Here is a 16,980-nt window from a genome sequence, read left to right as displayed (position 1 = left end):
ATGGCTTAGAAATGCGGAGGGCAGTTTTACGTTGGAATCGGCACTGGTGTTCCCGGTCGTCTTTCTGCTTATCTTAATGTTCCTATTATTCAGCATGTATATCTATCAGAAGGTTGTGCTCTATTATACGGCATCCATCGTGGTGGAGCGCGCATCCTTCAGTTGGGATAACAGCCATCGGAATGCTCGCAGCGGCATGCTGGGGGATGGCCAATATGACAGCTTGTACTGGCGGGTCAGCGGTGATTATATGCTTGGTTCTTTATTTGGTCTAGCGGCTGACCAAACGGATGTGTCGATTGACTTGCCTGGTGAGCCTAATAACGAATCTTCTGGACTGGCAACAGTTAAGCTGCAACAAGCCTCTTCCTGGCTAAGCGGTGAAGCGGGGCTGCCGTTTCAGGGGAAGATCGCTTATGCAAATAGCGTGCTCAAGCGGGAAGTAGCAGTGCAACTGAAACAACCTGTTTCTCTCGTTCCTCTGGAGAAGACGCTTGGACTGTCGGAGCCTAAGACGGCTGCAGCAGCAAGTATCGTTGATCCGGTTCAATTCATTAGGGATGTGGATATGGTTCGTTACTACACGGCCAAATTCAACAACAGAACGTCGAAGCAGCAAGCCGGCAAAGCTCTTGCAGCTTATACCGACGGCGGGAAAGCAGGCAATCCGTGACAAAAGCAACGCAAGGCTCGATCACGATATTTGCCTCCGTTGTATTATCCGGGCTGCTGCTCTTCTCAGCGGTGCTAATTGATTATGGAAGAATGGCCGTCTTGCATAAAGTAACGGAAGATGCCGCCCGGTCAGGCATCCGGTCTTCCTTGTCCGCGTATGACGAGAGGCTGTATGAACGGTATGGTCTGTTTGGCCGGGGAGGGACGGGGAGCGATGAAATTTTCAAACAGACGGTGCAAGCAAATTTAGGACAATCCTCGTCTGAGCATTCGGATACCTTCAAGCTAGTGCAGGCGGAACTTGAATCCGCTCATACGGATGTTGCGGAGGTACTGGGTAATCATGCTGTCTTTGCCCGGCAAGTGCTAGAGGAAATGAAGTATAAAGCGCCGGTCGACTTTACCTTGGAACTGGCATCGAAGTTTGCTCCGCTCTCGGGGACGATGAAGGAAGCTTCCGTTACCGTCAATATGCTGGAGGAGCTAAGAAAGCTGTACGACAAGCGGGAAGAGAATCTGACTGCCGCCTTGCAGCTGCAGCGGCAAGCAGCGGAAACCGTAGGCGGTATTGCGGGTCTCATTCCGTCCAAAGCGCTGGAGCTTGCAACGGGAACGAAACATGCGGTTAGACTTGCAGGTGATTACGCTGGTTATGCCAATTGGGTGCTGAGCGACAAGAGTTTGATTCAGCAAGGTGAAAAACCAAAACACGCCGATGACATTGACGAATACGAGACAAACGCAAGAGAGTGGACGGATGGGATGTCTCGCGAGCTCTCAGCGGCAAAGAAACAACATGACAAGCTGCAATTAGAAGCGGGCAAAGCGATTGAAGCGGCTAAGCGGATGAACGAAGAGATGCAACGCATCAAGCAAGATGCAGATCATGCTCCTTCCAATAGCGGATATGACCGGGTTACCGGTAAATCCATTGCAGGCGATACAGCCGCGCAGCTAGATTCCTCTCCAGGGAGCGATATGAAGGACATTCGGCAAATGGCGGATGAGCTTATATTACCGGATAGCTGGTTCGCCGATTACAGTGCCGAAATCGCTAATCAAGCTTCGGGATTTGCATCGCTGCAAATGGAAGCGGGCGGCTTTATAACGAATCTAACTGCCGGTCTTGCTTCTCCTAATCCCCATAATGAGCAGATCAAGGAAGGCGTCCTGAATCTCCGTATCGCCTATGAACAATATGAAGGAGCCTATTTGCGCAAGGGGTCAAGCCTCGACGAACGCGAGCAGAAGCTATCGGATAAGGAAATCAAGAAGCAGCGGCAAGCGCAAGAGGCGCGCGCAAGCGAATTATGGTCGGAAGCACGCCGTCTGCTGCATGGCATGACCTTAATTCCTCAAACGGAGGAGAATCTTTCGATTATTCAGGAAGTAGAGAAGCGTTATGCAAACAATCTCTTGTTTAATCAGGAAATGGCCGAGGCGGAAGCGCAAGGGCTTTCCTTTGCTCAAGATGCGCATGAAGAGACGGAACAAGCAACCACTTTGATGAGCGGATTGTTTGACGGACTTGCCGATATGCTGGAGAAGACGAGAGATACTGTATATTTCTCGGAGTATGCCATTTCGCATTACGCTGCTTTCTCGCCGCAAAATCTTCGCGCACTGCTAACTAGCGGCAATACGAATGAACTAGCCCATGCGATTGCATTTAGCAATCAGGAAGCAGAGTATGTCATTTACGGTTTTCATAGTCCAACCGCAAATTTGGCGGCAGCATATGGGGAATTGATTGGGGTACGAATGGCAATCAGAACGATGGAAGGCTTGTCATCCTGCAGAGCGGCTGCCCATCCGCTGTTAATCTTGTCGTGCTCCATTGTATATGGCTTGGAGAAAACGATGGAGGATCTTAATGCTTTTACGGAGCGGGGTGCAGCACCATTATCCAAATATATGAACGTGGATGTATCTTACACGGATTATCTCCGGTTGTTTATGCTGATTCACGGGGGTGCCAGCCGCCCTTCGGCGTTAGCCCGAATGATTGCCGTCATCGAGCATAACAGCGGTGTTACGTTATCCAAAGTTCCAACATCCTTGACGGGTGAGGTGCAGACATCGGCCAGGTTATGGTTTTTACCGGGAGTAATGGAGGTTGTACGGCACTTTGGATCCTTGCAAGGAAAGGTTGTTGACGGCAAGTATGAAACCACGCAAACGATTGGCTGGTCTTATTAGCCGGCGGAAGCGAGTGGAAACCAGAGATGGCGAGAATGGCAGTATCGTTCTGGAGGCCGCGCTCGTCATGCCTCTGCTGCTCATTATCCTGTTGCTTTTTATTATTATGATCCGTTTATGCGCGGTACAGATGGCCTTGCAATCCGCAACTTCCCAGACCGTCAGGCAAATAGCAGCTCATATAAAACCCGCCGATCTTGCATTTCAGAATACCACTTCCTCCATACCCGATTTGAGTCCAATCGGTTTGCCGCTTCCCGATTGGGGAGGGGCTATTGCGCAAGAAGCTGCTAGTTGGCTGCCATCGCCGGCAGACGCGTTAGCTTCCGCCGTACTTGATGGGAACTGGAAACCGGTAGCGGATGCCGCTGCTACCGAGCTTGGACGAACGGCTATCCAGCCTCTGCTCCATCAATTTGCGGACGAAGCGGTGCTGCAGAAGAAGCATTTGAGGTTGTCGCATCTTGCGCTGCCGGATCTGAAGGAAAAGCAGGAGCCTTATTTGACCGTTGAAGCGGAATATGAATTTCCGTTGGCCATGCCTTTTATAAACAAAAAAATCATCTTGCGGGAGCAGGCGTCCGAGCGGGTTTGGGTTAGTGATGCGGTACCCGCACAGGATCAGGCGGAATCTTCTGATGTTATACCAATACAGATTGTTTCCATTCAACCGGTGCCGCTGCGTCCCGGCAATAAAGCAACGGTAACGGCTTTAACTTCGCCGAGTGCATCTGCATCTCTTGCCGTTCATTATAAGAGCGGCTCCAGTGTTGCCAAACATCTGGGCAGCGCGACGGCAGATGCGAACGGGTATGTACAATGGACATGGCTTGTTTCCGGCAATACGACACCGGGTACCTGGGAATTAACGGCGACTTCGTCGTCGGGAGAGACGGTATCCATGCATTTCAATGTCATGAAGAAAGGGGATCCGCCATTATGACTTTACCGTTTGCGGCAGTAACCGTACTGTTATTGGCAGCTTTTTATACCGATCTGAAGGCAATGACCATACCTAATCTGCTGACTGTTCCTTTTTGGGCGGCCGGATGCTTATACGCTTTGGCGGTTCATGGAGGCCAGGGACTAATGCTTGCTTTCGGAGGCGCGCTCGCGGGTTTTGTTCCGCTGCTCCTTCTGCATTTGGCCAAGGGAATCGGCGCCGGGGATGTGAAGTTGTTTGCGGCGCTTGGAGCTTGGCTAGGGGCGATTGCCGTCCTTCAATTAATGATGTACGCCATTTTGTACGCTGGGCTGTTAGGACTGGTCTTGCTGCTCGTTAGCCGTCCGTTTGCAAGAAAGATAGTAGCAGGGATAATGGCTGTTGCCGCTTTACCGTTTGGAATCCGGACGACTGCTTCTTCGTGGTTAACATGGGCAAAGAGCGGTCGCACCTTTCCCTTTATGCTTGCGGTTGTACCGGGTGCAATAACCTTGTGGATCATATCCGGTTAATTGAGAGGAGGTTGTATGGATGAGATTACCGCTTATTATCGATTTTTCAATGAACCGCGGCCATGAGATGATCGTCGACCGGAAGGACGGAATTCGCAGAACAGAGCTGGACGAGCTTGAACTGCAAATGCTGCAATCGGGTAAAATCCCTCATCTTCTGCCGGTGGAATGGCTGGAAATCGACGGGAGGGTTACCTTCCGTTATGCGTTGGCAGGCCGAAAAATGCTGCTTCACCGTCTGCAGGTTCAGCCGCTCACGATGGAACAGTTCTATACGTTATTGCTTGGAATCGTAGAAACTTTTGACGAATGCAAACATTATATGCTTCGTCCGGAAGGTTGTCTGCTTGATGATCAATATTTGTTTGTAGGAGAACAGCTTAACGATATTGCCGTTGCATACGTGCCGTTAAGAGAAAGTGAGTCTAACGGCATTCCTGGGGCTGGCGACTTGCTGTCGCTTATCGTTAGGTGGACCGCGTACATCCAAGACATTGACGGCGCGGGACTTCAATGTATTCTACAGCCGCTAAACGGCAATAAATGGCCGATTAGCGAGCTCCGGTCCGTTTTGCTTGGCCTTATTGGCGACTCATTTATTCAGCACGTACCGCAACAATTATCTCAAATGCGAGAAAAGATTATACCAGCGTTCCCGGTATCACCCGAGAGAGTTGCAGAGCAGTTGGACAGAGAACACGTTTCGTCTAATCCAAGATCGGCTTACGATAACGCCACCCCTGTTAAATCGAATATTCCAATGCTTGAGCTCGAGGAGCAAGAGCATAACCCTGAAGCTGCAAGGAGAAAGATGTGGATCACGGCTGCGGTTGCCGTTATCGTAATAGCCTGCGTGTGGAAATATATTTATTTGCCGTCCCATTCAAAAAGCAGCCTATATATCAGTTTAGGTTTGACCTTTATGGGAATAGCCGCTTTATACATGGTATGGTCTCGCAGGCTGCCGGCCGAACTGCTCGCCAAACCATCGGAAGACGATATCATTGACGAGTTTGTTCCGGAATCTCAACCACTTGGCATGTGGCCTCGTTATGGGGGAGAAGAATCGGAGAAAAGAGCATATCACGATGCTAGCGTTATATCTATTAAGCGGGAATCGGAGTTTTACGGCTATGAGAAGAATACCGCGGATCTTCATAGCAAGCATAAGCATGCAGAAGCAATGGCGGCAGAAGCAACGGTTTTGCTAATGGATCAAGAAGAAGTTTCATCAGAATATGCAATCTACCGGGAGTGGGCAGGCGGCGGTACTTGGCTCGATTGGCGGGATTCGAAATTTACGGTGGGCCGTCTAGGAGAGCAGGTTAGTTATGAGGAAGAGGCGCATGGAATTTCAAGACTTCATCTGGAGCTGGAACGGGAGGAAGGATCCTATCGTGCGAAAGATCTTGGCTCCAGAAACGGCAGTATGTTAAACGGGGAGTCGATGATTCCTTACAAATCTTATTTAATCAAACCGGGAGATACGGTTCAGCTGGCTGGCAGCAACGGACCCAAATATGTGCTGAAGACGGGAGGATAACTCCCCTTTTCAGCTTTTTCCGCTTAACTGGCTCATGGCGCTTTCGATTGTGGGATATTTGAACGTAAAACCATGCTCGATCGCTTTGCGGGGAACCGCTCTTTGTCCTTCGAGAAGCAGCGAAGACATTTCCCCAAGTACAGCCTTCATCATAAAAGCCGGAGCGGGAAGCCAATGGGGCCGGCCTATGGCTTTACCTAGCGCCCGTCCGAATTGATCATTCGTAACGGGCTCGGGAGCCGAACCGTTAACGGGTCCTTCCATCTCCCGGTGATCGATACAAAACAGAATAAGCCGGACCATATCCTCCAAGTGGATCCAGGAGAGCCATTGCGATCCCGTTCCGAGCCTACCTCCCGCGAATAAGCGGTGAGGCAGAGCCATAAGGGGGAACGCGCCGCCTGTCCGGTTCAAGACGACGCCTACGCGCAGCTTAACCAATCGTTTCACCGGGATGGCATTTGCAGCTTGTTCCCATTGCTCCACAACGCTTGACAGAAAATCCGTTACTTTGAGCGGACTGCTCTCATCAAAAGTCGCGGTAAGAGAGTTGCCATACGCAGAAATGCCGGAAGCGTTAATGACGGCTTCCGGCTTCTGATTCAACTGACTAACAAGATTCGCGATACGTGCCGCGGCTTCGGTCCGCGAGTGGAGAACACGCTGCTTGGCGGCAGCCGTCCAGCGCTGGTTGATACTTTCGCCGGCTAAGTTCACAATAACGTCGGTTCCCTCCAAGCTGCCCGGCGACACGGCGAGCTCGTCCCAAGTGACTTGATGAAGTCTGGAATCGTTAGATGAAGAAGAACCAGCCTTTTTCCGTGATACGACCCAAATGTCATCGCCTCTCTCGAGCAAGGCTTTCACCAGCGCCCGGCCAACAAAGCCGGTGCCCCCCGTTACCGCAACACGCATCGTTCATCCGTCCTTTATTAGGATTTTGCTTCGAGTTTTTTCAAAAAGTATTGCGTAACATCTCCGCTGACCTTCTCGGTATATTCGAACGTTACTTTTGTATCCGCTGGAATGCTGTTGATTTCATCGGCCAGTTCGTCCGTAAACTGCAGAACCATTGGGCCTTCAGGCAAGTCGATCTCAACCGAAGTTGTATCGGCTTGTCCGGCAAACACGCCTTCGCCCGTTTTTACTGCGGAATCCTCAGGAGCCGCATTTGCATCAACATCCGGCGATGCCGTTTCCGGATCTACTACGCCGTTGTTTTGTCCCTCAGCCTGATTGTTGCTTGTGTTACTATTATTCGTTGTATTATTGCTGGTGTTGTCAGGTGCGGCATTGGACGGTTGTTCAACCGCCGAGCCCTCGGCATTGTTCTTGGCATTGTCGTCCGATCCGCAAGCGGATGCGGTCATCATAACAGCGAGTAGTACGGCGCTGGCCGCGATTAAGCTGCTCTTTTTCTTGGATTTCGTAGTTGTCATACGAGCACCTCCTAAAAATTTTTACCTTAAAGATTGTTGATTTAGGTATGTCTATATTAACGAAAACAACCTGTTTAAGGTTCCAATAGATTAGTACACACTAATAGTACCGTTTAAAACAATAGGCTGCCGGGAAAAATCTCAGCAGCCGCTGCTTTATTTATTGAGCAGATGCCTGTAGGACGTGTAGTCGATTTCCTTGCGTTCCAGGAAAGAAACAAGGCTTCGGTAGTCACGCTTAGGCGTTGCGCGTATGTATCCTTCGATGCAGTGATCCCGCGTTACTTCAGAAGCTCCGTTATCAATAGCGACCTGGCCGATCTTCGCGGCAATGGAATGCTTGGCGATATCCCGGAATGCGGACGGAACAGGAGAGACCAGCTCGTCCAGAAAACTTTTGGATTCGTCGGTCCACATGCTGCGGCTCCGCTCGACCCAATAGTTTTGCCAATCAAGCTTGGATTTGCCGTCCCGCTGAGGCAGCACCTTCAAAAACTTGCGGAACATGAAGAAACCGCCGATGGCCATAGCGCCGACCATAACGACAGCCCAGAAAACAATGAAAAACATAAACCAATCGGGAGCTGATTTCATACTGTACCTTCACCTCAGGAAGAATTATACCGTATTCCTAGATTTATTTCGACATTCCTTGTAAAATAAGGGTTGATCAACCGAAAGGGGCGTATTTGTAAGATGTTGAAAATCGGTTCCCATGTATCATTTTCGGACAAGGGGCTGCTCACTGCGGCCAAAGAAGCTGTGTCCTACGGTTCAAGCTCGTTTATGATCTATACCGGCGCACCGCAGAATACCCGCAGAAAGCCAATTGAAACTTTATATATTGAAGAAGGCAAACAGATGATGGAGAAGGCCGGCATTAACGAAATTGTTGTGCATGCTCCTTACATCATCAACCTTGGCTCCTACAAAGACGACACGTTTGAGCTTGCCGTTCGCTTCCTGCAAGAAGAAATCCGCCGTACCGATTATATCGGCGTGCGGAATATCGTACTTCATCCCGGCGCATATACGGACAAGGATGCCGAATTCGGGATCGCGCGTATCGCGGAAGGTTTGAATGAAGTATTAGAAGGAACAAAAGACACGAATGTGAATATCGCTCTTGAGACGATGGCCGGCAAAGGCACGGAAATCGGCCGCAGCTTTGAGGAAATCGCTCAAATTATCGATAAAGTGCAAAATAACGAACGTTTGACGGTATGCATGGATACCTGCCATATGCATGATGCGGGTTATGATCTCATTAATGATCTGGACGGCGTGCTTCAAAAATTCGATCAAACCGTTGGACTTAACCGCGTAGCGGTCGTCCATGTCAATGACAGCAAGAACCCTGTTGGCGCAGGCAAAGACCGTCACGCGCCTATTGGCGCCGGTTGGCTTGGACATGAAGCGATTCACAGAATCGTGAATCATGAGGCGCTTGCAGGCCGTCCGTTCATTCTGGAAACGCCATGGATCGGCAAAGACGACAAGAAGCAGTTTCCTATGTATGAAGCGGAAATCGCGCTGCTCCGCGGCGATGCGATGGAGCGTTTCGGCGAGTCGTTCTTCGACCATGTCGAACGTCTGCACCATTTCTACGGCAAGCAGGAAGTTGATCCTCGCCTGTTCGTTTTATCGACTTGGGATGTTCTGAAGAATGATGCCAAGGCGAAAAAAGCGGATCCGCGCGAGCCGATGGAGCGTTTGTTCGATATGCTGGCGGAAAGCGATGCGCTTCCGGGCGATTTGTCCGAAGAGCAGATCAACCAGCGGATTACGGCATGGTTCGCCGGCAAGCAACTGCTTAAAACGGTGTAACCGATGCTTTAAGATAACCATTGCAAAAGGAAGGAAGTTTTAACGTTTATGTCTTCATCTACTACGGAGTCGCGCAGCGGACGCGCGCGAATGCTGATCTCGTGCCCGGATAGACCGGGTATCGTGGCAGCTGTTTCGCATTTTTTGTATGAGCACGGTGCGAACATAGTACAATCGGACCAATACACGATGGATCCGGAAGGCGGCATGTTTTTCATCCGCTTTGAATTTGATTTGAATGATCTGGACAAGGAGCTGCCTGTTCTTGTTGAAGATTTCGCCCGCGTGGCGGACCGCTTCAACATGAAATGGCATACGTTCCGCGCGAGCCGCAAGAAACGCCTAGCCATCTTCGTCTCCAAGGAAGACCATTGCTTGAACGAGCTTCTGTGGCAGTGGAAAGCGGGCGACCTGAACGCGGAAATCGCAATGGTTGTGAGCAACCACCCGGATATGAGAGATATGGTCGAATCATTTGGCATTCCGTACCACCATATTCCGGTTACGGCGGATACGAAAGCCGAAGCGGAGCGCAAGCAGATGGAAGTGGTTGCGGACAAGGCTGATCTTATCGTTCTTGCCCGTTACATGCAGATCATTTCGCCGAAATTCATCGAGCAGTTCCCGAACCGCATCATCAACATCCACCATTCCTTCCTTCCGGCCTTTGTTGGCGGCAAGCCTTATGCGCAAGCGTACAACCGCGGTGTTAAAATCATCGGCGCTACGGCACATTATGTAACGGAGGAACTGGATGGCGGCCCGATCATCGAGCAGGACGTTCAGCGCGTCAGCCACCGCGACAATGTAGAGGAATTGAAACGAATCGGCCGTACAATTGAGCGTGTCGTTCTCGCCCGTGCCGTGAAATGGCATACGGAAGATCGCATTATTGTACATCAGAACAAAACGGTCGTTTTCAATTAATCCAATAAATGTAACTCTCTATTTTTAGGATGGTAAACAGGTTTTCGGAATGGTACAATATTCAAAGCCTTTGCGCTACAACTCGCGCTATATCCAGAAAATATAGAGAGAGACAGAGCAATTTCAAACAGGAATTAGGAGGAAGTAAGAAATGACAGTTACACAAAAATCGATTGAACAGCTGTCGATCGACACGATCCGTACGCTGGCAATCGACTCCATCGAGAAAGCAAAATCCGGACATCCAGGTATGCCAATGGGCGCAGCTCCAATGGGCTACCAACTGTTCGCAAAAAACATGAACCACAATCCGTCGAACCCGACTTGGATTAACCGCGACCGTTTCGTACTGTCCGCAGGACACGGTTCGATGCTGTTGTACAGCTTGCTCCACCTGAGCGGTTACGATCTTCCGCTTGAAGAGCTTCAAAACTTCCGCCAATGGGGTTCCCTGACTCCAGGTCACCCGGAATTCGGCCACACAGCTGGCGTTGACGCAACTACAGGTCCGCTTGGACAAGGTGTTGCAATGGCAGTTGGCATGGCAATGGCAGAAGCTCATCTGGCAGCTGTCTATAACAAAGATAACTTCAAAGTAATCGACCACTTCACATATTCGATTTGCGGCGACGGCGACTTGATGGAAGGCATTTCCCACGAAGCGGCTTCCATGGCTGGTCACCTTAAGCTTGGCAAACTGGTTGTTCTGTACGATTCGAACGATATCTCCCTTGACGGCGCGCTTGACCTGTCCTACTCCGAAACTGTTCAAAAACGTTTCGAAGGTTACGGCTGGCAAGTACTGAAAGTTGAAGACGGCAACGACCTGAACACATTGTCCAAAGCAGTAGCTGAGGCGCAAGCAGAAACAGGCAAACCGACTTTGATCGAAGTGAAGACTGTCATCGGTTACGGCAGCCCTAACAAAGGCGGCAAAGGCGGACATGCTGGTCCTCACGGTTCCCCGCTGGGCGCTGACGAGACTAAATTGACAAAGCAATTCTACGGCTGGTCCGAAGATCATCAATTCCATGTACCAGACGAAGTTCGTGCACACTTCGCAGAAGTGAAGCAAAACGGCGAGAAAGCAAACGCGGCTTGGAACGAACAGTTCGCAGCTTACAAAACGGCTTATCCAGAGCTTGCTGTTCAATTCGAGCTTGCTGCTTCGGGCCAATTGCCAGAAGGCTGGGATGCTGACCTTCCTAAATACACAACGTCTGACAACGCGGTATCGACTCGCGTTGCATCCGGTAACGCTCTGAACGGTCTTGTGAAGAACGTTCCTAACCTGGCTGGCGGTTCCGCTGACCTTGAGAGCTCCACAATGACTCATCTGAAAGGTTTGGCACAATTCAAACCGGGCAGCTACGACGGCCGCAACATCTACTATGGTGTTCGTGAATTCGGTATGGCTGCTGCAATGAACGGCATGAGCCTGCATGGCGGCATGAAAGTATTCGGTGGTACATTCTTCGTATTCACAGACTACCTGCGTCCGGCTATCCGTCTTGCTGCAATCATGAAGCAACCAGTGACTTACGTTCTGACGCATGACTCGATCGCGGTTGGCGAAGACGGTCCTACGCATGAACCTATCGAGCAGCTGGCTTCGATCCGCATCATCCCTGACCTGACTGTTATTCGTCCTGCTGATGCGAACGAAACTTCCGCAGCATGGGCATATGCGGTTGAGAACCAAAGCAATCCGGTAGCGCTTGTTCTGACTCGTCAAAACCTGCCGATCCTGGAAGGCACTGTAACTGGTTCCCGTGATAACATCAAACGTGGTGCTTACGTTGTATCCGATGCAGCAAACGGCGCTCCGCAAGCTCAAATTATTGCAACTGGTTCCGAGGTTCAACTGGCTGTTGCCGCTCAAAAAGCACTTGCTGAAGAGGGCATCCAAGTTCGCGTAATCAGCATGCCAAGCGTGGATCTGTTCGACAAGCAAGATCAAGCTTACAAAGATTCCGTTATTTTGCCGGAAGTTAAAGCTCGCGTAGCTGTTGAAATGGCTCATCCGTTTGGTTGGGATCGTTTCGTGGGCGACAAAGGCGTTATTATCGGCATCGACCGCTTTGGCGCATCCGCTCCTGGCGACCGCGTGATCAAAGAGTACGGCTTCACGGTTGAGAACGTAGTAAGCAAAGTGAAATCGGTTCTGTAATTAAATATAGCTATTTGGCGTAGAGGAGCTAACCATAATATGTCGCAATTTGAAAACGTAACGGTTGTCAAAGAAGCTAATGTTTACTTTGACGGTAAAGTAACAAGCCGTGCAGTAGTGTTTGCAGACGGCACGAAAAAAACGCTCGGCATTATGCTTCCTGGCGACTACGAGTTCGGCACGGACTGCATTGAAATTATGGAAATTTTGGCTGGAGACCTGAAAGTACAGCTTCCTGGGGAAACAGAATGGCTGCACATTCAAGGCAAAGGCGAGTTCACTGTTCCAGCGAACACGAAGTTCAAGCTTCAAGTAGCGGCTGTATCTGACTACTGCTGCTCTTACATCTACGAATAGCATGAAATGAAAAAGGGGCCGCCCCATCGTTGACGATGGGACGGCCCCTTTTGTTCGGTTAAACAGCAAACTGCGCATTAAAATGTTCTTCCGATCGCCATTGCTCAGGGATTCCTTTGAATCAACTAGCAATGGTTGGAATCCCTTCACAAAAGCGCACGCTAGCGCTTCTCCAGAATCATTTTAATGCTCCGTCTGCCATTAACCTGATCATTTTAAAGGCAATAAGAGATGAAAAAAAGTGGCCATGAAAGGAATCTCATGGCCACGATATGTTAGTTTTTATCGCTGATCTTGCGGCCAATCCATTGCTCGTACGCTTTGGTAACGCTGCTGAGGTCAAGATCGCCAAGTCCCATCGAATCGCTGACCTGGAACATGCTTTTGGCAGCTTCCAGCATCGGCGTTGGTACTTTAAGGTTATCCGACAATACGGAGGATAGGCGCAAGTCCTTCAGCATAAGCGCCAAGGAGAATTGCACATCATAGTTGCCGGTAAGAATCTTCTCGCCCTTCAGTTCGGCTTGCTTGCTTCCGGCGCTGCCCGCTTGCACGAGCTCAAGGAATGCGCTGCCGGTAATGCCGCCGCTTGTTGCGATCGCTAACCCTTCGGCCAAGGCCGTTATATTGATGCCTACAATGGTGTTATGGGCGAGCTTGGCGATAGAGCCTTTACCGTTTTCGCCCATATGGATCACTTTGCTTCCCATTGCAAACAGTACGTCTTCTATCGATTTCAAAGCTTGTTCCGTACCGCCAACCATAAAGGTCAACGTACCGGCATCAGCTGCCGGTTTGCTTCCCGTTACCGGAGCGTCCAGGAATACGGCGCCTTTGGATTCCGTAGTCTCGGCGAGCTCGACCGCCAAGGAAGGAGAAATGGTGCTGCAGTCAATCAGGGTTGAACCTGAACGGACGGCGCCAAATATACCCTTGTCACCGAAGTACACCTCGCGAATTGCCGCATCATTAGTGATCATTGTGATAACGATGTCCGAGTAGCGAGTCGCATCGGCAGGGGATGCCGCTTCTTTTGCCCCAAGTTGAATCAACTCATTAGCTTTTCCAGCAGTTCTGTTGTAGACCGTTACCTCGTATCCTTTGCGAATCAGGTTTGCAGCCATGCCATAACCCATAACGCCAAGGCCAATAAATCCGATTTTTTTCATGTATAGTTCCCTCCATTATCTCTATAGTATGTAAAATAATTCTGAAAGCTATAAATGCTTTTGCTATTCAGTATAGATAATCTTAATACCTTTTCATGGTTTTGTCGCTTGTTTTTCATATGTAAATCCGATATCCTAAAGGCTAAGTAAGACAGGCAATTGAAAAACATGATCAGGGAGGCCTTTTTTTTATGAGTAAAACCGTAAAATTCGATTACAGCAAAGCGCTTGGCTTTATCGGCCAGCATGAGATTGACAATTTGACAGAACAAGTTCGTGTCGCTCACGAACAATTACATAATGGTACTGGTGCAGGCTCCGACTATCTCGGATGGATTGACTTGCCAAGCAATTATGACAAAGAGGAATTTTCCCGCATCAAGCAATCCGCGGCAAAAATTACATCCGATTCCGAAGTGCTGGTTGTAATCGGCATCGGCGGTTCTTACCTCGGCGCTCGCGCTGCGATCGAAATGCTGTCGAACTCCTTCTACAATCTGCAGACCAAAGAACAACGCAAAACGCCTCAAGTGCTGTTCGCGGGCAACAACATCAGCTCCACTTATGTGACGCATCTGCTTCAACTGCTTGAAGGCCGCGACTGGTCCATCAACGTTATCTCCAAATCCGGTACAACTACGGAGCCTGCGATCGCTTTCCGCGTATTCCGCGAAGCACTGGAGAACAAATACGGCAAAGAAGAAGCTCGCAAACGCATCTACGCTACAACGGATCAAGAAAAAGGCGCTCTGAAAAAACTGGCGAGCGAAGAAGGCTACGAGTCGTTTATTATCCCTGACGATGTAGGCGGCCGTTACTCCGTATTGACAGCGGTAGGTCTCTTGCCAATCGCCGTAGCCGGCATCGACATCGACGCGATGATGCAAGGCGCAGCAGACGCTTCGAAAGAATACAGCAACCCGAACCTTGCGGAGAACGAAGCCTATCAGTATGCGGCAGCCCGCAACGCGCTTTACCGCAAAGGAAAAGCAACGGAAATTCTCGTTAACTACGAGCCTAACCTGCACTTTGTATCCGAGTGGTGGAAACAGCTCTTTGGCGAAAGCGAAGGCAAAGACTACAAAGGCATCTACCCGGCATCGGTTGACTTCTCGACTGATTTGCACTCGATGGGACAATTTATTCAAGAGGGCAACCGCAACATTTTTGAAACGGTTATCCAAGTGAACGAAGTTGCGGAACATATCGCAATCGGCAACGACCCGGCTGACCTTGACGGACTGAACTTCCTGACAGGCAAAACGATGGACTTTGTTAACAAAAAAGCATTCCAAGGTACGCTGCTTGCCCATACGGACGGACAAGTACCTAACTTTATCGTTAACATCGCCGACATGACGCCATATACGTTTGGTTACATGGTGTACTTCTTCGAGAAAGCTTGCGGAATCAGCGGTTACCTGCTGGGCGTGAATCCATTCGACCAACCGGGCGTTGAGGCTTACAAACGCAACATGTTTGCGTTGCTCGGCAAACCGGGTTACGAGAAAGAAAAGGCTGAGCTCGAAGCTCGTCTGTAATGCTGGAGCGTTATCGGACGGTAAGAGAGCAGGGCAGCGAGGAGATCGTCATCAAGAAATCCCGATTTATCGGTTATGCGAAGCCGGTAGAGACGGAAGAGGAAGCCGTCCAATTCATTGACGAAATCAAGCGGCTTCACCGAAGCGCGACTCATAACTGTTCGGCCTATGTAGTGGGGGAGCGCGACCAGCACCAGAAAGCCTCCGATGACGGTGAACCTAGCGGAACGGCAGGCAAGCCGATTCTGGAGGTCATCAAGCATAAGGGGTTAAAAAACGTCGCTGTCGTCGTAACCCGCTATTACGGCGGGATTATGCTAGGCGCCGGCGGGCTTGTCCGTGCCTATACGGACGGCGCCGTAGCCGGGATTGAAGCGGCAGGCGAGATCGTGAAGGTGCTGCACCGCGAAGTGTTTGTTGACGTGGACTACACTTGGTACGGCAAGGTGGAGAATGAACTTCACGGCCGCGGAACGAGGCTTGGCGGTACGGAATTTACCGACCGGGTTATCGTGAAAGGTTTGCCCGAGGTCTCGGAAGCGGACGCTTTTGCGGCATGGATGACCGATTTGACGCAAGGACAAGCGATCATCACCGAAGGCGAAGAAGTTTATTATATCGAAGGCGAGTAAAACAGGAAGCCGCGCATTGTCTTAATTAAGACGATGCGCGGCTTTTTTATGGGAAATTTGGACAGTCCAAGTAAGCATAAAATGTAAAAATGGGATTGACTAGACCAGTTGTTGTCTGCTAAATTTAGAATACCAAGTGAGTTAATAGGAATTGTAATGAATAAAAGGCAGGACTGAAAATCAGCAATCACCTACGGCTCGAGCCGATGGTTTGGAGGTCATAAGCAACATGAATGTCATGTTTCGCAGCAAGTGGTGGAGCTTCGGATTTCGAAGCGCGATTATGCTCTACTTTATTGTACTCATTGTACTTCCCATTATCGGAATTTATTCGCAGTCGGTTTCCAGAGGGTTCGTACCGTTCTGGGAGAGTATATCGGATCCATTGGCGTGGAAGGCTGTCCTTCTGACGATCAAGCTGGCGCTTATTGCTACCGTTATTAATGTGTTGATCGGCACGATGAGCGGATGGGTCCTCATTCGTTATCGTTTTCCGGGCAGAAGAATTCTAAACAGCTTGGTTGATTTGCCGTTTGCGCTTCCGACGGCCGTGACGGGGCTTATGATTTTGCTATTGCTAGGTCCTGGCAGCTTAGTTGGCGAGTTGGCCGAGAAGCTGGGCTTTACCATTGTTTTTCATCAACCTGCCATTGTAATCGCGATGGTATTTGTTACGTTTCCGTTTGTCATCCGTGCTGTACAGCCGCTCCTTGAGGAGATTGACAAATCGGAAGAAGAAGCTGCCTATACGATGGGCGCTACGAAGTTTCGGACGTTTTTTACGGTAATCTATCCTTCTATGCTACCCGGCGTAATCAGCGGAGCGATGCTGGCCTTTTCCAGAGCGCTGGCGGAGTTTGGGGCTGTTGTGCTTGTAGCGGGCAATATCCCGGGGAAAACGCTGATTGCCGCCGTTTATATTTTTGGCGAAATTGAAAGTGACAATGCTCAAGGAGCCGCAGCCGTATCGGTCATGCTGCTGACGCTTTCTTTTATCATCTTATGGACGGTCAACCTGATTCAAGCTAGGAGGCCGGGCAAATGAC

The 16,980-nt window shown here is 50.1% G+C and carries 16 protein-coding genes; 12 read left to right on the top strand and 4 right to left on the bottom strand.

The genetic code is table 11. The features are described from left to right. The first annotated feature begins 31 nt into the window (after positions 1 to 31). The 5 genes from QQK89_RS10155 to QQK89_RS10135 are packed head-to-tail and all read left to right on the top strand — an operon-like array spanning position 32 to position 5,872. Positions 32 to 673, top strand: a complete 642-nt coding sequence (locus tag QQK89_RS10155) for a pilus assembly protein (protein ID WP_284238431.1) — start codon at positions 32 to 34, stop codon at positions 671 to 673. Then, the gene (locus QQK89_RS10150) at positions 670 to 2,874 is read left to right on the top strand and encodes a hypothetical protein (RefSeq protein ID WP_284238430.1); all 2,205 of its coding nucleotides are present in this window, start codon (positions 670 to 672) and stop codon (positions 2,872 to 2,874) included. The genes QQK89_RS10155 and QQK89_RS10150 overlap by 4 nt, the downstream gene beginning before the upstream one ends. Further along, complete coding sequence (locus tag QQK89_RS10145) at positions 2,840 to 3,817, top strand: TadE/TadG family type IV pilus assembly protein (RefSeq protein WP_284238429.1); 978 nt, start codon at positions 2,840 to 2,842, stop codon at positions 3,815 to 3,817. Before QQK89_RS10150 ends, QQK89_RS10145 begins: the two co-directional genes overlap by 35 nt. Further along, on the top strand, positions 3,814 to 4,329 hold the full coding sequence (locus tag QQK89_RS10140) for an A24 family peptidase (RefSeq protein WP_284238428.1): 516 nt from the start codon (positions 3,814 to 3,816) through the stop codon (positions 4,327 to 4,329). The genes QQK89_RS10145 and QQK89_RS10140 overlap by 4 nt, the downstream gene beginning before the upstream one ends. Positions 4,330 to 4,348: 19 nt before the next feature. Further along, positions 4,349 to 5,872 (top strand): DUF6382 domain-containing protein, encoded by a 1,524-nt coding sequence (locus QQK89_RS10135; protein ID WP_284238427.1) that lies wholly within the window; start codon positions 4,349 to 4,351, stop codon positions 5,870 to 5,872. A 9-nt stretch (positions 5,873 to 5,881) separates the two neighbouring features. Here QQK89_RS10135 and QQK89_RS10130 read toward each other — a convergent pair whose 3' ends face one another. From QQK89_RS10130 to QQK89_RS10120, 3 genes are all read right to left on the bottom strand, one after another. After that, positions 5,882 to 6,787 (bottom strand): TIGR01777 family oxidoreductase, encoded by a 906-nt coding sequence (locus QQK89_RS10130; protein WP_284238426.1) that lies wholly within the window; start codon positions 6,785 to 6,787, stop codon positions 5,882 to 5,884. 17 nt (positions 6,788 to 6,804) lie between these two features. After that, positions 6,805 to 7,311 carry a hypothetical protein gene (locus QQK89_RS10125; protein WP_284238425.1) on the bottom strand — a complete coding sequence of 169 codons (507 nt, stop codon included), beginning with the start codon at positions 7,309 to 7,311 and terminating at the stop codon, positions 6,805 to 6,807. Positions 7,312 to 7,467: 156 nt separating this feature from the next. After that, positions 7,468 to 7,905: a DUF2621 domain-containing protein gene (locus QQK89_RS10120; protein WP_284238424.1), complete on the bottom strand. Its 438-nt coding sequence runs from the start codon at positions 7,903 to 7,905 to the stop codon at positions 7,468 to 7,470. Positions 7,906 to 8,007: 102 nt separating this feature from the next. On the opposite strand from QQK89_RS10120, the gene QQK89_RS10115 reads away from it, so the two are divergent. From QQK89_RS10115 to QQK89_RS10100, 4 genes are all read left to right on the top strand, one after another. Continuing rightward, positions 8,008 to 9,138 carry a deoxyribonuclease IV gene (locus tag QQK89_RS10115; RefSeq protein ID WP_284238423.1) on the top strand — a complete coding sequence of 377 codons (1,131 nt, stop codon included), beginning with the start codon at positions 8,008 to 8,010 and terminating at the stop codon, positions 9,136 to 9,138. Between the two features lie 48 nt (positions 9,139 to 9,186). Then, positions 9,187 to 10,065 carry a formyltetrahydrofolate deformylase gene (gene purU / locus QQK89_RS10110; protein ID WP_284238422.1) on the top strand — a complete coding sequence of 293 codons (879 nt, stop codon included), beginning with the start codon at positions 9,187 to 9,189 and terminating at the stop codon, positions 10,063 to 10,065. Between the two features lie 151 nt (positions 10,066 to 10,216). Beyond that, positions 10,217 to 12,235, top strand: a complete 2,019-nt coding sequence (tkt, locus tag QQK89_RS10105; RefSeq protein WP_284238421.1) for a transketolase — start codon at positions 10,217 to 10,219, stop codon at positions 12,233 to 12,235. A 39-nt stretch (positions 12,236 to 12,274) separates the two neighbouring features. Next, positions 12,275 to 12,592, top strand: a complete 318-nt coding sequence (locus tag QQK89_RS10100) for a pyrimidine/purine nucleoside phosphorylase (RefSeq protein WP_284238420.1) — start codon at positions 12,275 to 12,277, stop codon at positions 12,590 to 12,592. 275 nt (positions 12,593 to 12,867) lie between these two features. On the opposite strand, the gene QQK89_RS10095 is transcribed toward QQK89_RS10100, so the two are convergent. Further along, on the bottom strand, positions 12,868 to 13,761 hold the full coding sequence (locus QQK89_RS10095) for an NAD(P)-dependent oxidoreductase (protein ID WP_284238419.1): 894 nt from the start codon (positions 13,759 to 13,761) through the stop codon (positions 12,868 to 12,870). 191 nt (positions 13,762 to 13,952) lie between these two features. On the opposite strand from QQK89_RS10095, the gene QQK89_RS10090 reads away from it, so the two are divergent. The 3 genes from QQK89_RS10090 (at position 13,953) to cysT (ending at position 16,979) form a co-directional block, all read left to right on the top strand. Beyond that, a complete protein-coding gene (locus tag QQK89_RS10090; RefSeq protein ID WP_284238418.1) occupies positions 13,953 to 15,302 on the top strand; it encodes a glucose-6-phosphate isomerase in 1,350 nt (449 codons plus the stop codon). Further along, a complete protein-coding gene (locus QQK89_RS10085; RefSeq protein WP_284238417.1) occupies positions 15,302 to 15,934 on the top strand; it encodes a YigZ family protein in 633 nt (210 codons plus the stop codon). Before QQK89_RS10090 ends, QQK89_RS10085 begins: the two co-directional genes overlap by 1 nt. 229 nt (positions 15,935 to 16,163) lie before the next feature. Continuing rightward, a complete protein-coding gene (gene cysT / locus QQK89_RS10080) occupies positions 16,164 to 16,979 on the top strand; it encodes a sulfate ABC transporter permease subunit CysT (protein WP_284238416.1) in 816 nt (271 codons plus the stop codon). Position 16,980 lies beyond the last annotated feature (1 nt).

Source organism: Paenibacillus glycanilyticus (genome assembly GCF_030161375.1).
Classification (GTDB): Bacteria; Bacillota; Bacilli; order Paenibacillales; family Paenibacillaceae; genus Pristimantibacillus; species Pristimantibacillus glycanilyticus_B.
Note: the sequence above shows the minus strand (reverse complement) of the source record. Positions and strands in the feature narration are given on the sequence as shown.

Bases quoted from the DNA above. Each gene is read 5' to 3' on its own strand.
- QQK89_RS10145 (WP_284238429.1), top strand. From the start codon at position 2,840: ATGAAACCACGCAAACGATTGGCTGGTCTTATTAGCCGGCGGAAGCGA.
- QQK89_RS10140 (WP_284238428.1), top strand. From the start codon at position 3,814: ATGACTTTACCGTTTGCGGCAGTAACCGTACTGTTATTGGCAGCTTTT.
- QQK89_RS10135 (WP_284238427.1), top strand. From the start codon at position 4,349: ATGAGATTACCGCTTATTATCGATTTTTCAATGAACCGCGGCCATGAG.
- QQK89_RS10130 (WP_284238426.1), bottom strand. From the start codon at position 6,787: ATGCGTGTTGCGGTAACGGGGGGCACCGGCTTTGTTGGCCGGGCGCTG.
- QQK89_RS10125 (WP_284238425.1), bottom strand. From the start codon at position 7,311: ATGACAACTACGAAATCCAAGAAAAAGAGCAGCTTAATCGCGGCCAGC.
- QQK89_RS10120 (WP_284238424.1), bottom strand. From the start codon at position 7,905: ATGAAATCAGCTCCCGATTGGTTTATGTTTTTCATTGTTTTCTGGGCT.
- QQK89_RS10115 (WP_284238423.1), top strand. From the start codon at position 8,008: ATGTTGAAAATCGGTTCCCATGTATCATTTTCGGACAAGGGGCTGCTC.
- purU (WP_284238422.1), top strand. From the start codon at position 9,187: ATGTCTTCATCTACTACGGAGTCGCGCAGCGGACGCGCGCGAATGCTG.
- tkt (WP_284238421.1), top strand. From the start codon at position 10,217: ATGACAGTTACACAAAAATCGATTGAACAGCTGTCGATCGACACGATC.
- QQK89_RS10100 (WP_284238420.1), top strand. From the start codon at position 12,275: ATGTCGCAATTTGAAAACGTAACGGTTGTCAAAGAAGCTAATGTTTAC.
- QQK89_RS10095 (WP_284238419.1), bottom strand. From the start codon at position 13,761: ATGAAAAAAATCGGATTTATTGGCCTTGGCGTTATGGGTTATGGCATG.
- QQK89_RS10090 (WP_284238418.1), top strand. From the start codon at position 13,953: ATGAGTAAAACCGTAAAATTCGATTACAGCAAAGCGCTTGGCTTTATC.
- QQK89_RS10085 (WP_284238417.1), top strand. From the start codon at position 15,302: ATGCTGGAGCGTTATCGGACGGTAAGAGAGCAGGGCAGCGAGGAGATC.
- cysT (WP_284238416.1), top strand. From the start codon at position 16,164: ATGAATGTCATGTTTCGCAGCAAGTGGTGGAGCTTCGGATTTCGAAGC.